The 13,944-nt window shown below is 59.7% G+C and carries 10 protein-coding genes and 2 pseudogenes; 8 read left to right on the top strand and 4 right to left on the bottom strand.

Annotated elements, in window-relative coordinates; genetic code table 11:
- Positions 1-1,109 (bottom strand): cadherin-like domain-containing protein (locus AC07UI_RS23010; protein ID WP_494994670.1); only part of this gene is annotated, 1,109 nt, incomplete at its 3' end.
- A gap of 718 nt (positions 1,110-1,827) precedes the next feature.
- On the opposite strand from AC07UI_RS23010, the pseudogene AC07UI_RS23005 reads away from it, so the two are divergent.
- Positions 1,828-2,020, top strand: a pseudogene (locus AC07UI_RS23005) (hypothetical protein); the annotation flags it as partial.
- Between the two features lie 4 nt (positions 2,021-2,024).
- On the opposite strand, the pseudogene AC07UI_RS23000 reads toward AC07UI_RS23005, so the two are convergent.
- A pseudogene (locus AC07UI_RS23000) lies at positions 2,025-2,234 on the bottom strand (hypothetical protein); the annotation flags it as partial.
- A 224-nt stretch (positions 2,235-2,458) separates the two neighbouring features.
- Between AC07UI_RS23000 and AC07UI_RS22995 the strand changes: the two are divergent.
- The 3 genes from AC07UI_RS22995 (at position 2,459) to AC07UI_RS22985 (ending at position 7,518) form a co-directional block, all read left to right on the top strand.
- Positions 2,459-3,817 (top strand): TolC family outer membrane protein, encoded by a 1,359-nt coding sequence (locus tag AC07UI_RS22995; protein ID WP_494994669.1) that lies wholly within the window; start codon positions 2,459-2,461, stop codon positions 3,815-3,817.
- 17 nt (positions 3,818-3,834) lie between these two features.
- On the top strand, positions 3,835-5,994 hold the full coding sequence (locus AC07UI_RS22990; RefSeq protein WP_494994668.1) for a type I secretion system permease/ATPase: 2,160 nt from the start codon (positions 3,835-3,837) through the stop codon (positions 5,992-5,994).
- Positions 5,995-6,162: 168 nt separating this feature from the next.
- A complete protein-coding gene (locus tag AC07UI_RS22985; RefSeq protein ID WP_494994667.1) occupies positions 6,163-7,518 on the top strand; it encodes an HlyD family type I secretion periplasmic adaptor subunit in 1,356 nt (451 codons plus the stop codon).
- Between the two features lie 131 nt (positions 7,519-7,649).
- Here AC07UI_RS22985 and AC07UI_RS22980 read toward each other — a convergent pair whose 3' ends face one another.
- On the bottom strand, positions 7,650-8,252 hold the full coding sequence (locus AC07UI_RS22980) for a tRNA-uridine aminocarboxypropyltransferase (RefSeq protein WP_494994666.1): 603 nt from the start codon (positions 8,250-8,252) through the stop codon (positions 7,650-7,652).
- A gap of 13 nt (positions 8,253-8,265) precedes the next feature.
- Positions 8,266-9,159: a LysR family transcriptional regulator gene (locus AC07UI_RS22975; RefSeq protein ID WP_494994665.1), complete on the bottom strand. Its 894-nt coding sequence runs from the start codon at positions 9,157-9,159 to the stop codon at positions 8,266-8,268.
- Positions 9,160-9,432: 273 nt separating this feature from the next.
- Between AC07UI_RS22975 and speB the strand changes: the two genes are divergently transcribed.
- The 4 genes from speB (at position 9,433) to AC07UI_RS22955 (ending at position 13,930) form a co-directional block, all read left to right on the top strand.
- Positions 9,433-10,383 carry an agmatinase gene (gene speB, locus AC07UI_RS22970; RefSeq protein WP_494994664.1) on the top strand — a complete coding sequence of 317 codons (951 nt, stop codon included), beginning with the start codon at positions 9,433-9,435 and terminating at the stop codon, positions 10,381-10,383.
- A gap of 9 nt (positions 10,384-10,392) precedes the next feature.
- Complete coding sequence (locus tag AC07UI_RS22965) at positions 10,393-10,815, top strand: YybH family protein (protein ID WP_494994663.1); 423 nt, start codon at positions 10,393-10,395, stop codon at positions 10,813-10,815.
- A 55-nt stretch (positions 10,816-10,870) separates the two neighbouring features.
- Positions 10,871-12,382 (top strand): purine-cytosine permease family protein, encoded by a 1,512-nt coding sequence (locus AC07UI_RS22960; protein ID WP_494994662.1) that lies wholly within the window; start codon positions 10,871-10,873, stop codon positions 12,380-12,382.
- Positions 12,383-12,550: 168 nt separating this feature from the next.
- The gene (locus tag AC07UI_RS22955; protein WP_494994661.1) at positions 12,551-13,930 is read left to right on the top strand and encodes a sodium:solute symporter family protein; all 1,380 of its coding nucleotides are present in this window, start codon (positions 12,551-12,553) and stop codon (positions 13,928-13,930) included.
- Positions 13,931-13,944 lie beyond the last annotated feature (14 nt).

Raw genomic sequence — 13,944 nt, 5'->3', positions numbered from 1 at the left:
TTGGTGCCGGTGATCGTCACCACCACGGTGCTGCTGGCGGGCGCGCCGTGCTCGTCGGTCATGTTGTAGCTGAGCGTCACGTGTTCGACCACGCCTTGCGCCAGGTGGTCGAAGTCGGCCCCCGGGTTGAACACCAGCTGGTTGCCGACCACGCTGGCCGTGCCCTTGTTCGCCGGCGCACTGACCGCGTTCAGCGTGAACACATGACCGTCATCGACATCGGTGTCATTGGCCAGCACGTTGACGGTCAGGGTCTGGTTTTCCGTGCCGGCGGCCGCATCGGCCACCGCCACCGGGCCATCGTTGGTACCGGTGATCGACCATGACACCGACTCGGGAGTCGTGGCGATGCCGTCGGTAACACCAAAGCTCACCGTCACCGTCATCGGCTCGCCCGCTGCGAGGTGTTGATAGGCAGCGTTTGTCGGGTCAAGCGTGAAAGAATGCGTTGTCGCGTCATAGCTCACGCCGGCAGGCAGAGAGGCCGGGACATTAACGACAGTGAGTATCGTGCCATGATCGACATCTGAGGCGTGTGCTAGCGCGTTCAACGTGACGGCTTGCCCGTCCTCGGTGGCATTGCCGGTTACCGTGCCTGTCACCACCGGTGCGTCGTTGCGCCCCGCAAACTGCACCGTCGCAGTGGCCCAACTGAGCGTGCCGTTGCCGAGACGAATCGCATAAGTAAAGCTGTCCGTCAGGGACTCGCCAAGAGCAAGCGCCTGGAGTTGTGCCTTGAACGCAGTCGACAAGGCAGCGGTGTCGTAGCCGACCTTGCCATCCGACGTAATCCAGATCTTTGCACCATTGATACTGGTGTCAGAACTCGTCGCCTCAATTCTGCTTGTGTCTTGGACCAGGAGGTCGGCCGGAGCATAAACCTTGGTGTCAGTAGAAACACTGGTCGCGTTATCAAGTGACCAGAGTGTCTTCGCGTTGCCGCCGAGGTCATTGGACATGACATCCAGATACACGACTGCTAGCAGATCTTCAGTGATGGTCACGCTGCTCGTGCCAATAACACCAGTAGTGAAGGTGTCATCCTGGGCTTGCGGCGTGTTGGAAAACGAAGTGACGGTTCCGCCGCTGGTAGTTGTGGTGGTAGCCATGTCTTTCTCCCGAGAATGCCAGTTCTTTTAAGAATCGCTACGGACTGCTAACAGCCACAAAACGGACTCTTCCTTGCTGGAGCAAACCGGCGCAGTGTTCTGTCCATTCACGATGTCGTCATCCGATGTCTGTGAGGCGATTGGGGTGAAGTCCCGTTCTTGTACCGCTCAGGTTGTTCAGGAGCGGTGCGAGGCGGCTGCCAGACATCGTCGGCCAGCTGGACAGCCGACTGCCGGGATGGGCGCTGCCGGCAGAGGGGCGCCGGTATCGCGATGGTGGAGAAGTTCGCCGCGTTTGAGGTGCGGATCGCAGGACAGGTTGGGCAAACGTGGGGCCGAGTCTGCAGCTGCGCAGCGCATGGCACGCAATAAACTGAGAGCACCCATGTGGAAGGGACTCCTGAAATTATGGCTGGGTGGGGCCGTGTCTTGGGGTAGCACTGACTCAGGGAAACGGCCTTTCCTGGTATCAGTTTGATATTTTTTTTAGCTGTCGGGTCAGGCGTTGTAAAGGCGTTACCCAGAGGGAAAGGTACAATGCGCCAATATTCCGACAAGTGGGCACTATAGCGTCGGTATTCTGGCGATCTATTTTTGGCGAATGGGTCGGAAGGGCCATGGTCACTCAACACTGGCGCGGCTCGAATGAGCTGAAAACCCGGACGGCGGCGTAGGCTGGCTGAGGCTGTACCGGCGCTGGTTCTTCTGCCTGCTCTTGATGCTGGCCCTGGTCCGCCGACCGCCTGTTCCCGCTGCAGTTGCCCGGTGATGATCTGGCCCGGGTGGTGCTGGCCGAAGACGGCGCGCCCCTCTGGCGCTTTGCCGATGCCAAGGGTGTTTGGCGTTACCCGATCAAGCCAGAGGAAGTCTCGCCTTATGACCTGGAGGCGCTGCTGACCCAAGAGGACCGCTGACCAGCAGTTGCGAGGTCATTTGCAGGCTGCTGTCACGTCCCTGGGGCAATTCCTGGCCATTTTGCAAATGCACGACCACCGCGCCTTCGGCACCGGTGACCAGTTGATCCCCGACAAACAAGCGGTCCCCCTCGACCACGGCACGTCGGGTTCCATCCCCTTTACCACTTCCCCGCCCCAATGTTGAAAAAGTGATTGAACTTTCCTTCAGACCGCCAAAGCCCCTGGAGCGTATAAATCAAGGGGGCCTTCGGTTTGAACAACGTGCTGGACTTAGCAGAGCGCATAAGTTTTTTTTGACATAGGCTTTATGAGAAATTCTTCTTAGCTGCTCTCCAGGATGTTCTTAGCTCTCTGTTACAAACCTGAAACGGTTTGACCTATAAAGGTCGTCAATTATTTGGCGACCGATAAGTACCATCAGGATCAGGGACTATGGGCGTTTCGAACCCCCTCTGCAGCGCGATTTTATTGGCCATGGCTTGTTCACATCAGGCCCACGCCATGTCACTGACCGAAGCGATTCAGAGCACACTGGATAACCATCCGGAACTGCATGCCAGCGAGAACAATCGCCTGTCTGCCGATGAGGACGTGAAAGTTGCCAAAGGGGGCTTCTACCCTGCCGTCGATTTGAATGCCGCTTACGGGCGCGGCTTCAGCGACAACAGCTCCACCCGCTCGTTGGGTAATCACAATACTGAAACCCTGACTTACACCCGGTCGGAACTGCGTCTGAGGCAAATGCTGTTCGATGGTTTCAACACCTCCAATGAAGTCGGGCGGACCAAATCAGTGGTCAACTCCCGGGCTTACTTTACTCGTGGCACTGCCGAAAGCCTGGCATTGCGCACCATCGAGGTGTACCTCGAAGTTCTCAAGCGCCGTGAACTGGTAACCCTGGCCAAGAACAACCTGCAGGCGCACTTGCGAGTCAACGATCAGATCGGCCTGCGTACCGAACGCGGTGTGAGCAGCAACGCTGACCGCGATCAGTCGAGCGCCCGTCGGGCACTGGCGCAAAACAACCTCGATACTGCAGAAGCCGACCTGGCCGATGCCAAGGCGAATTTCTTCAGCGCGGTCGGGCGCATGCCCGATGAGCTGGAAACCCTCCCCTCGATCAGAGGCGAAGTCCCCGCCACTCTGCCCGATGCGCGGAAAAGCATGCTGGAGAACAACCCGTACCTGAAATCCGCCCAGGCTGACATTCATGCCGCCGAGAGCCAGTACGAGGTTGCCAAGTCACCGTTCTATCCACGCTTCGATGCCGAAGCTGCAGTCGGTGCCAACGACAATATTCAAGGTGACAAGGGCCACGACAACGAATGGCGGGTCGGCGTGGTGATGAACTACAACCTGTTCAAAGGCGGCAGTGACAAAGCTCGCCTGCAATCGGACGCACACAAAATCAACCAGGCCATGGACATCCGCAACAATGCCTTGCGCATGCTCAACGAGAACATCACGCTGGCCTGGAACGCCATGGTCAACGCGAAGAAACAAACCCCGACCACCCGTGAATACGCCGAAACCACCACCCGTGTGCGGGCCGCCTATCAGGACCAGTTCGGCCTTGGCCAACGGACCCTGCTCGACCTGCTGGACAGCGAAAACGAGCTGTACAACGCTAACCGCCGCTATACCGAAGTGCGCTACACCGAAGAGTTCTCCATGTACCGCGTTCTGGCCAACATGGGCGAGTTGTTGAACAAAGAAAAAGTAGTGGTGCCTGCCGAAGCGATCGCACAAACAGAAGTGAGAAGCGAAGCCCGTTTGCCAGAAATGAGGTAGGTAAAGGAGAGCTCAATTTGACCAGCATGGAACCTGCAAACTCTGGTGTCGATCCGCGCCAGAGCTTTGATGACCCGCTGTTGGACGGATTATTGATCCTCTGCAAACTGCATGACTGCACTGTCAGCCGCGCCAGCCTGAGCGCCGGATTACCGCTGCCCCAGCAGCGCCTGAGCCTGGACTTGCTACCGCGTGCCGCAGCGCGGGCCAGCTTGCAGGCGCGTTTACTGCGCCGAGAGCTGGGGGCTATCTCGGCACTCAACCTGCCGGTGCTGCTGATTCTCAAACATGGCCGATGCGCGGTCTTGCGACGTTGGGGCGACGACGGCAAGGTGCTGATCCTGCCGAGCGAAGCCGAGGGCGGTGAACAATGGGTCAGCCGTGAAGAACTGGCCGAAGACTACAGCGGCCAGGCGCTGTTCGCCCGGCCACGGCATGAACTCGAAGACTTGCGCACACCACTGGTGCCAAGGGTCGAAGCCTGGTTCCGTGACACCCTGAAGCTGTCGCGCTGGCTGTACAGCGATGCGATTCTGGCGAGTTTCCTGATCAACCTGCTGGGGTTGATGGTGCCGTTGTTCGTTATGCAGACCTATGATCGCGTGGTACCGAATCAGGCGACTTCGACGCTTTGGGTGCTGTCCATCGGGCTGCTGATCGGCACCGGTTTCGAACTGGTGCTACGGGTAGTCCGCGCCCACCTGCTGGACCAGGCCGGGAAGAAAACCGACATCATCCTTTCCGCCACCTTGTTCGAGCGCATCACCGGTATGTCGATGAAGGCGAAGCCTGCGACCATCGGCGGCTTTGCCCAGAGTATCCACGACTTTCAGGGCCTGCGGGATTTTCTCACCGCCGTGACCCTGACCAGCCTGATCGACCTGCCGTTCGCCGTGCTGATGCTGGTGGTGATCGGCCTGCTCGGCGGCTGGCTGGTGGTGATGCCATTGCTGGCCTTCCCCATCACAATTCTCGTCGCCATGCTGATTCAGGTACACCTGCGCGACACTGTGCAGAAAAGCCTGAGCCTGGGCGCCGAACGCCAGGCGCTGCTGATCGAAACCCTCGGTGGTCTGGAAACCCTCAAGGCTTGTAGCGCCGAAAGCGAACGCCAGCACAAATGGGAAAGCATCCACGGCGCACTGACCCGACTGGACAGCCATGCGCGTAACCTGTCGGCGCTGGCCACCAACGGTACATTGTTCATTCAGCAATTCTCCGGCATGGCGACCATCGTCGCCGGGGTCTACAGCATCATCGCCAGCAACCTCAGCGTCGGCGCCCTGGTGGCGACCTACATGCTCGGCAGTCGGGTACTGGCTCCGCTGGGGCAAATCGCCGGGCTGATCACCCGCTATCAGCAAGCCCAACTGACCATGCGCAGCACCGACACGCTGATGTCGCTGCCGCAAGAGCGCGACACCAAACAGCGGCCGCTGGAGCGCACTCAATTGCAGGGTGGGCTGGATGTCAGCCAGGTGACCTTCCGCTACAAAGGGCAAAACACACCGGCCCTGGCCAATATCAGTTTCAGCATGAAACCCGGTGAACGAATCGGCATCATCGGCCGCAGCGGCTCGGGCAAAAGTACCCTGGTGCGGTTGGCAATGGGCTTTTATGCACCGGAAGAAGGTCAACTGTTGCTCGATGGTCTCGACCTGCGGCAACTGGATGTCGCCGACCTGCGCCAGCAAATCGGTTATGTCGCTCACGACCTGCCGCTGCTGGCCGGCAGCCTGCGGGACAACCTGACCCTCGGCGCCCGCTATATCAGCGACTCGCGGATGCTCGAAGTGGCCGAACTGACCGGTGTCACCGACCTCGCCCGTCAACACCCTCAAGGCTTCGATCGCCCCGTCGGTGAACGCGGCCAGTTGCTGTCCGGCGGCCAGCGTCAGATGGTGCTGCTGGCCCGAGCGTTGTTGCTCGATCCGCCGATCATGTTGCTCGACGAACCCACCAGCGCCATGGACAACAGCAGCGAAGATGTTCTGCGCCAACGCCTGCACAAGTGGGTTCAGGGCAAGACCTTGCTGCTGGTCACCCACCGCACCTCGATGCTCAGTCTGGTGGATCGGCTGGTGGTGCTGGACCACGGCCGGATCGTCGCGGACGGTCCGAAAGAAGCGGTCATCGATGCACTGCGCAAGGGCCATGTCGGCTCTGCGGCTGTCTAGGGTCTGTTGACGTTTGGTGCCGACCGCGACGGGAGCCCACTTGCGCGAGGCTGCATTGCGGGATTTGCCAAGGGAACAACCATTAGCGGCATCCCGTGCCTTGCCTCGCACAAGTTGGCACAGCAACGCGGTTCGCCACCAAACGTCAACAGACCCCAGGAGTCGCCCATGTCTGCTTCACAAGGTTCACGCGGCTATTTCGACAGCTTCAGCAAAAGCGCAGAAAGCGAATTCATGCCCGACATCTGCGGAGCATCGCTGCAGGATTCGCCGCGCCGGTCGCGGATGACGGTGTGGATCGCCGCGGCGCTGATCATCACCGCGCTGATCTGGGCCAGGTTCGCCGTGCTGCAAGAAGTCACGATAGGTGAAGGCAAGGCCATACCGTCGAGCAAGGTTCAGGTGATCCAGAACCTGGAGGGCGGCATCGTCACCGAGATCTTCGTGCGTGAAGGGCAAATAGTGAACAAGGGCGATACCCTGCTGCGCCTTGATGACACACGGTTTCTGTCCAACAAGGGCGAGAGCGAAGCGGAACGCTTTGCCTTGATCGCAAAGGTCGAGCGGCTGTCTGCCGAAGCCGAGGGTCGGCCTTTCAAGCTCTCCGACGAGGTCGTCGCCAAAGCCCCACAAGTGGCTGAAGACGAGCGCTCGCTGTTCGAACAACGGCAACGCCGCCTGGCCAGCGAGCAACGCACACTGACGGAACAACTTCGGCAAAAAACCCAGGAGTTGGCGGAGTTTCGTTCCAAACAGGGCCAGTTCAGTTCCAGCCTGGGTTTGCTGCAACAGGAAATGAACATGTCGGCGCCGCTGGTGGGGACCGGTGCGGTTTCGCCGGTGGAAATCCTTCGACTCAAACGCAGTGCGGTGGAGATTCGCGGCTCGTTGGACTCCACCACCCTGGCCATCCCACGGGCTGAATCGGCAATCAACGAGATCAAGAGCAAGCTCGATGAATCGGTGCAAGGCTTCCGGTCGGACGCCGCCAAGGAGCTCAACGAAAAACGCACCGACCTGTCGAAAATCACCGCGTCGAGCATCGCTATCGACGACCGGGTGACCCGCACCACCGTGGTCTCGCCGGTGCACGGTGTGATCAAGCAATTGAAGGTCAACACCATCGGCGGCGTGGTCCAGCCGGGCAGCGACATGGTGGAGATCGTGCCGCTGGAAGACAACCTGCTGATTGAAGCCAAGGTCCGTCCGCAGGATGTGGCATTCCTTCATCCCGGGCAGAAAGCCATGGTCAAGTTCAGCGCCTATGACTACACCATCTACGGGGGTTTAAGCGCCAAACTCGAACTGATCGGCGCCGACACCATCACCGACGACAAGGGCAACAGCTTCTACCTGATCCAGGTGCGCACCGACAAAAACCATCTGGGCGGCGAAGTCAAACCGCTGCTGATCATCCCCGGCATGGTCGCCACCGCGGACATCATCACCGGCGAGAAAAGCGTGCTGGATTACTTGCTTAAACCAGTGCTCAAAGCCCGGACCGAGGCGATGCGCGAACGCTAAACCCACGTGATCGTTCGTTGATCGTTCCCACGCTCTGCGTGGGAATGCATCCTGTGACGCTCTGCGTCACCTCAAAGCGGACGCGGAGCGTCCCGGGCGGCATTCCCACGCAGACCGTGGGAACAATCTCTTTAGCCCTTACTTTCACCATGATTACGCCGAAAAGTCTCCTCCCCCATCGCCGCAATCTGCCCGTCGATCAACGCTTCAAACGGTCGCAGCAACGGCTCGAACGAGGTCGGGGCTTCAAGGGTCTGCAATGCCTGGACAATCGCTTCCAGCGTCGACAACGCCCCCGGCCCCGGAGCCTTGCGCAAACGGTAACGGGAGACCGAACCCTCGGCCAGCGTCACGCGGGGCAGCGCCGCCAGCAACGGATTGAGGTGCAGTAACTTGCGTGCCTTGCGCCAGGTACCGTCCGGCACCACTAGCAGCAATGGTTGATCCGACCCAGCGTAGGCTTGCAACGGTTGCGCATCATCCGCCGGAAACAGCAGTCGCGCTTGATAGCCGGGTGGATTCAACAACGCGGGCAAATCCTCGAACACCTCCCCCACGATCAACTCGGCATTGTTCAAGCCCAGCGCCGCCAGCCGTGCGGTGTTCAGCGCATGGTTCACCTCGCTGGGATGCTGCAATAGCAGCACTCGGGTGCGACTGTCCATTTGCGGGATCAGCGGGCACAGGCAGTGGGTTTCAGGGCGCAGGCAACGGGCGCATTGGCTTCTGGACATGAGGTTCTCCCGATCAGGCCTGGTTGAGCTGGGCTTTGAGCAAGTCGCGGAAGGTCTGGATCAGCGGTTCGCGGCTGCGACCACGGCGCACGATCATCGAGAACGGTGCCTGATAGCCAAAGGTCGCCGGCAGCAGCACGCGCAAATCCCCCTTGTCGGCCCATGCCTGAGCGTAATGCTCCGGCAGATAACCGATATAGGCACCCGATAGCACCAGAATCAGTTGCGCCTCCATACTTTCCACCGTCGCCGCACTGTGCTTGAAGCCGTGGCGAGCCAGTTCGGCCTGGCTCCAGTAGCCGCGACCGACCATGCGTTGCTGGGTGATGACTTGCTCCGGGATACGTCGCTCGGTGAACAATGGATGGCGATTGCTGCAATACAGCCAGTGCTGCTCGCGGTACAGCGGCATATAGACCAGCCCGCTCATGCGAGTCGAGAACGCACCGATAGCCAGGTCCAGACGATTGTCCTGAACCCCGAGCTGCAGCTCATAGGGACTCATGACCGATAAGTGCAAATGCACCGCCGGGTGTTCCTGGCTGTAGGCACCAATCGCTTCGGCGAACGGCAGGGCCTTGTCGCTGACGGTCGAGTCGATCACCCCCAGGTTAAGGGTGCCACGTAATTCGCCCTTGAGCGCTGCGGCGTATTGCTCGAAACCTTCCAGTTCGCCGAGCAGGCGCAGGGTTTCCTGATGGAACAATTCACCTTTGCTGGTCAGGCTGAAACCACCCCGGCCGCGATGGCAAAGCACCAGGCCCAACGCCGCTTCGAGCTGGCTCATGTAAGTGCTGATGGCCGACGTCGACAGGTTGAGCTCCTGCTGAGCATTGGCAAACCCCTGATGCCGCACCACGCTGACGAAGATGCGCAATAGTTTCAGGTCGGGTAAAGCGTTGGCCATGGGGGCTCCACCTGGAAAATGTGTTCAAAGCTCGTTCCCACGCTCCGCGTGGGAATGCAGCCAGTGACGCTTTGCGTCAGATCCACAGAGCTGGACGCGGAGCGTCCGGGGAGGCATTCCCACGCGGAGCGTGGGAACGATCAAGTCTAATCCCCTACCAACCATTAGTTTAGAAAAATCTGAACTAAGTATTTGCCAGTAGCGATTCTTCCCGTTCACTACATTTCTGCACAATCGCCTCCTGACAAATAAAACAACGATGAGGCTTATCCCGTGGACAAAATTTTTCACCAACCACTGGGCGGCAACGAAATGCCGCGCTTCGCCGGCATCGCCACCATGATGCGACTTCCCCACTTGCAATCACCGGCAGGGCTCGATGCTGCTTTTGTCGGCGTCCCACTGGACATCGGCACCTCGCTGCGCGCCGGCACCCGCTTCGGCCCACGTGAAATCCGCGCTGAATCGGTGATGATCCGCCCGTACAACATGGCCACCGGTGCCGCGCCGTTCGACTCGCTGTCGGTTGCCGACATCGGTGACGTGGCGATCAACACCTTCAACCTGCTGGACGCCGTGCGCATCATCGAAGAAGCCTACGACGATATCCTCAGCCACAACGTTATCCCGCTGACCCTGGGTGGCGACCACACCATCACCCTGCCGATCCTGCGTGCGATTCACAAGAAGCATGGCAAAGTCGGTCTGGTGCATATCGATGCCCACGCCGATGTGAACGATCACATGTTCGGCGAGAAGATCGCCCATGGCACCACCTTCCGTCGCGCCGTGGAAGAAGGCCTTCTGGACTGCGACCGCGTGGTGCAGATTGGTCTGCGGGCTCAGGGCTACACCGCTGAAGATTTCAACTGGAGCCGTAAACAGGGCTTCCGTGTGGTTCAGGCCGAAGAATGCTGGCACCACTCGCTGGCGCCACTGATGGCTGAAGTTCGCGAGAAAGTCGGCGGCGGTCCGGTGTACCTGAGCTTCGACATCGACGGCATCGACCCGGCCTGGGCACCTGGTACCGGCACCCCGGAAATCGGCGGTCTGACCACCATCCAGGCGATCGAGATCATTCGTGGTTGCCAAGGGCTCGACCTGATCGGCTGCGACCTGGTAGAAGTCTCGCCGCCTTACGACACCACCGGCAACACCTCGCTGCTGGGCGCCAACCTGCTGTACGAAATGCTCTGCGTACTGCCAGGTGTGACCCACCGCTGAGGAATGACCATGAGCGAACGTGATCAGGTGTTGGAAGCCGCCGCAGAACTGGTGTCGGCCTTTGCCCGCAACGATCGCGAAGCCTACTTCGGCGCGTTTAGCGCCGATGCCAGCTTCGTTTTCTACACCCTCGAAACGCCATTGCTGTCGCGCGATGCTTACCAGGCCTTGTGGGACAACTGGCGCCGCGAGGATGGCTTCGAGGTGCTTTCGTGCACCTCGAGCAACGCCTTCGTCAGCCTGCAGGGTGATGTGGCGATTTTTATTCATGACGTCGCCACCGAGCTGCGCATGCAAGGGGAGCAACTTTTTAGCCAGGAACGCGAAACCATTCTTTTTAAAAAACAGGGGTTTCGCAAAGAAGATCAAGGCCGTTGGCTGGCCTGCCACGAACATTTGTCCGCAATGCCGGAAAGACTGCCCTCCCCTTAGCCAACACAGGTGACGCTCACGCACGATGAGCGCGCCTTGATGATCGGAGCAGATCATGAATAACAACAACAAAGAACAAAGCATCAGCACTATTGAAACCTTCGGGGTCGAACAGATCCCGGACCATGAGCGTACCGCCAGGCCCATCGATCTTTTTCGAATGATCTTCGGTGGCTCCAACACCTTTGCTACTGCGGTGCTCGGGAGTTTCCCGGTGCTATTCGGCCTGTCCTTTCAGGCCGGCGTCTGGGCTATTGTGCTGGGCGTACTGTTCGGCGCGATTATCCTCGCGCCGATGGGCCTGTTCGGTCCGATCAACGGCACCAACAACGCGGTGTCCTCCGGTGCGCACTTCGGCGTGCACGGTCGGGTCGTCGGCTCATTCCTGTCGTTGTTGACCGCCATCGCATTCTTCTCGCTCTCGGTGTGGAGCTCGGGTGATGCATTGATCGGCGGCGCCAAGCGCTTGATAGGCGTTCCGGAAAACGACCTGACCCTGGCCCTGGCCTACGGTCTGTTCGCGATTCTGGTACTGACCGTGTGTATCTACGGTTTCCGCTTCCTGTTGTGGGTCAACAAGATCGCAGTGTGGAGCGCCAGCCTGCTGTTCCTGCTGGGGATCTTCGCCTTCGCAGGGCCTTTCGACATTAACTTTGCCGGTAGCGTCAGCCTCGGCCAGCCAGGTTTCTGGGCAGCCTTTATCGGTGCCGCGCTGGTGGCCATGAGCAACCCGATTTCCTTCGGCGCGTTCCTCGGCGACTGGTCCCGCTACATCCCGCGGGACACCCCGAAAGGCCGGATCATGGCGGCGGTGATCATCTCGCAGATCGCCACGCTGATTCCGTTCATGTTCGGCCTTGCCACCGCGACCATCGTTGCCATCAAGGCACCGGATTACATTGCTGCGAACAATTATGTCGGCGGCCTGCTGGCGGTTTCACCGAGCTGGTTCTTCCTGCCGGTGTGCCTGATCGCGGTGATCGGCGGCATGTCCACCGGCACCACCTCGCTGTATGGCACCGGGCTGGACATGTCCAGCGTGTTCCCACGGGTGCTGTCGCGAGTCAAGGCGACCTTGTTGATTGGCGTGCTGTCGATTGCCTTCATCTTCATCGGACGCTTTGCGGCAAACCTGGTGCAGAGCGTGTCGACCTTCGCCGTACTGATCATCACCTGCACCACCCCGTGGATGGTGATCATGATCATCGGTCTGCTGGTGCGTCGCGGCTTCTACTGCCCGGATGACCTGCAAGTCTTCACCCGTGGCGAACAGGGCGGTCGCTACTGGTTCCAGCACGGCTGGAACTGGCGTGGTCTGGGTGCCTGGATTCCTAGCGCAATGGTCGGTCTGTGCTTCGTCAATCTGCCGGGGCAGTTCATCGGCCCACTGGGCAACCTGGCTGGCGGCATCGATATCAGCCTGCCGGTGACCCTGGGTCTGGCTTCGCTGGTGTACCTGACGCTGTTGAGCCTGTTCCCGGAGCCGACACTGGTTTTCGGACCAAACGATCCACGCAACAAACGCACGGATTCGCGCGCCAAATCTGAACTAAGACAAGCAGCCTGATTAAGCCCCCCTACCTGCAGGAGCGAGGCTCGCCCGCGATGAAAGATAACGCGGTTGGCATGCAGTACCGCGCCTCTCTTTTCGCGGGCAAGAGCTAGGCGCCCCCTCCCTGCTCCTGCAGAGCTCGATTACGTTCCACATAAAAAAGACAATCGGAGACACGCTGTAATGGCTTTGGATTTATTTGTTGTTCTCATTTATGCCGCCGGTATGCTGGTGCTCGGTTATTACGGCATGCGCAAGGCCAAGACCCACGAAGACTACCTGGTGGCCGGTCGTAACCTCGGCCCGACGCTGTACATGGGCACCATGGCCGCTACCGTACTCGGCGGCGCGTCGACGGTCGGCACCGTGCGTCTGGGCTATGTCCACGGGATCTCCGGCTTCTGGCTCTGCGCCGCACTGGGCTGTGGCATCATTGCGTTAAACCTGTTCCTGGCCAAACCGCTGCTCAAGCTGCGGATCTTCACCGTCACCCAAGTGCTGGAAAAACGCTACAACCCGATGGCCCGCCAGGCTAGCGCAGTGATCATGCTGGCGTACGCGCTGATGATCGGCGTGACCTCGATCCTCGCCATCGGTACCGTGCTGCAAGTGCTGTTCGGCTTGCCGTTCTGGATCTCGGTAATGCTCGGCGGTGGCGTGGTCGTGGTCTATTCGACCATCGGTGGCATGTGGTCGCTGACCCTGACCGATATCGTCCAGTTCGTGATCAAGACTGTCGGTCTGATGTTTGTCCTGCTGCCAATCTGCCTGTACCGCGTCGGCGGTTGGGATGAGCTGGTCACCAAGTTGCCAGCGTCCAGTTTCAGCTTCAGCACCATCGGCTGGGACACGATCATCACCTACTTCCTGATCTACTTCTTCGGGATCCTGATCGGCCAAGACATCTGGCAGCGAGTGTTCACCGCCAAAAATGAAAAAGTCGCGCAATACGCGGGCACCTTCGCCGGTTTCTACTGCATCGCCTACGGCCTGGCCTGCGCCCTGATCGGCATGGCCGCTCACGTGCTGCTGCCAGATCTGGACAACGTTAATAATGCCTTCGCAGCGATCGTTAAAGCGTCCTTGCCGGACGGTCTGCGCGGTCTGGTGATCGCCGCAGCGCTGGCGGCCATGATGTCCACCGCCAGTGCCGGACTGCTGGCCGCCTCCACCACCCTGACCGAAGACCTGCTGCCGAGACTGCGCGGCGGCAAACAGTCGAGCCTGAGCATCAACCGTCTGTTCACCCTGCTGACCGGTATCGCGGTGCTGGGTATTGCCTTGGTGGTCAACGACGTGATCAGCGCCCTGACCCTGGCCTACAACCTGTTGGTGGGCGGCATGTTGATCCCGCTGATGGGTGCCATTTTCTGGAAACGTGCGACCACCGCCGGGGCAATCGCCAGCATGGGTCTGGGCTTTGTCACTGCACTGGCGTTCATGGTCAAGGACGGTCTGGATGCCAACACGCCGATCTACTACAGCCTGGTGGTAGGTTTGATCAGCTTCGTATTGGTCAGCCTGCTGTCCCCTCGCCCGGTGGCAGTGGCCAACGCGATCTAATCTGAGCGTAACAA

The organism is Pseudomonas sp. GW821-FHT04C07 (genome assembly GCF_059420325.1).
The sequence above is the reverse complement of the archived record's forward strand: the minus strand, read 5'-3'. Positions and strand labels throughout refer to the sequence as shown.

Bases quoted from the DNA above. Each gene is read 5' to 3' on its own strand.
- AC07UI_RS22960 (WP_494994662.1), top strand. From the start codon at position 10,871: ATGAATAACAACAACAAAGAACAAAGCATCAGCACTATTGAAACCTTC.
- AC07UI_RS22985 (WP_494994667.1), top strand. From the start codon at position 6,163: ATGTCTGCTTCACAAGGTTCACGCGGCTATTTCGACAGCTTCAGCAAA.
- AC07UI_RS22980 (WP_494994666.1), bottom strand. From the start codon at position 8,252: ATGTCCAGAAGCCAATGCGCCCGTTGCCTGCGCCCTGAAACCCACTGC.
- AC07UI_RS22965 (WP_494994663.1), top strand. From the start codon at position 10,393: ATGAGCGAACGTGATCAGGTGTTGGAAGCCGCCGCAGAACTGGTGTCG.
- AC07UI_RS22995 (WP_494994669.1), top strand. From the start codon at position 2,459: ATGGGCGTTTCGAACCCCCTCTGCAGCGCGATTTTATTGGCCATGGCT.
- AC07UI_RS22975 (WP_494994665.1), bottom strand. From the start codon at position 9,159: ATGGCCAACGCTTTACCCGACCTGAAACTATTGCGCATCTTCGTCAGC.
- AC07UI_RS22955 (WP_494994661.1), top strand. From the start codon at position 12,551: ATGGCTTTGGATTTATTTGTTGTTCTCATTTATGCCGCCGGTATGCTG.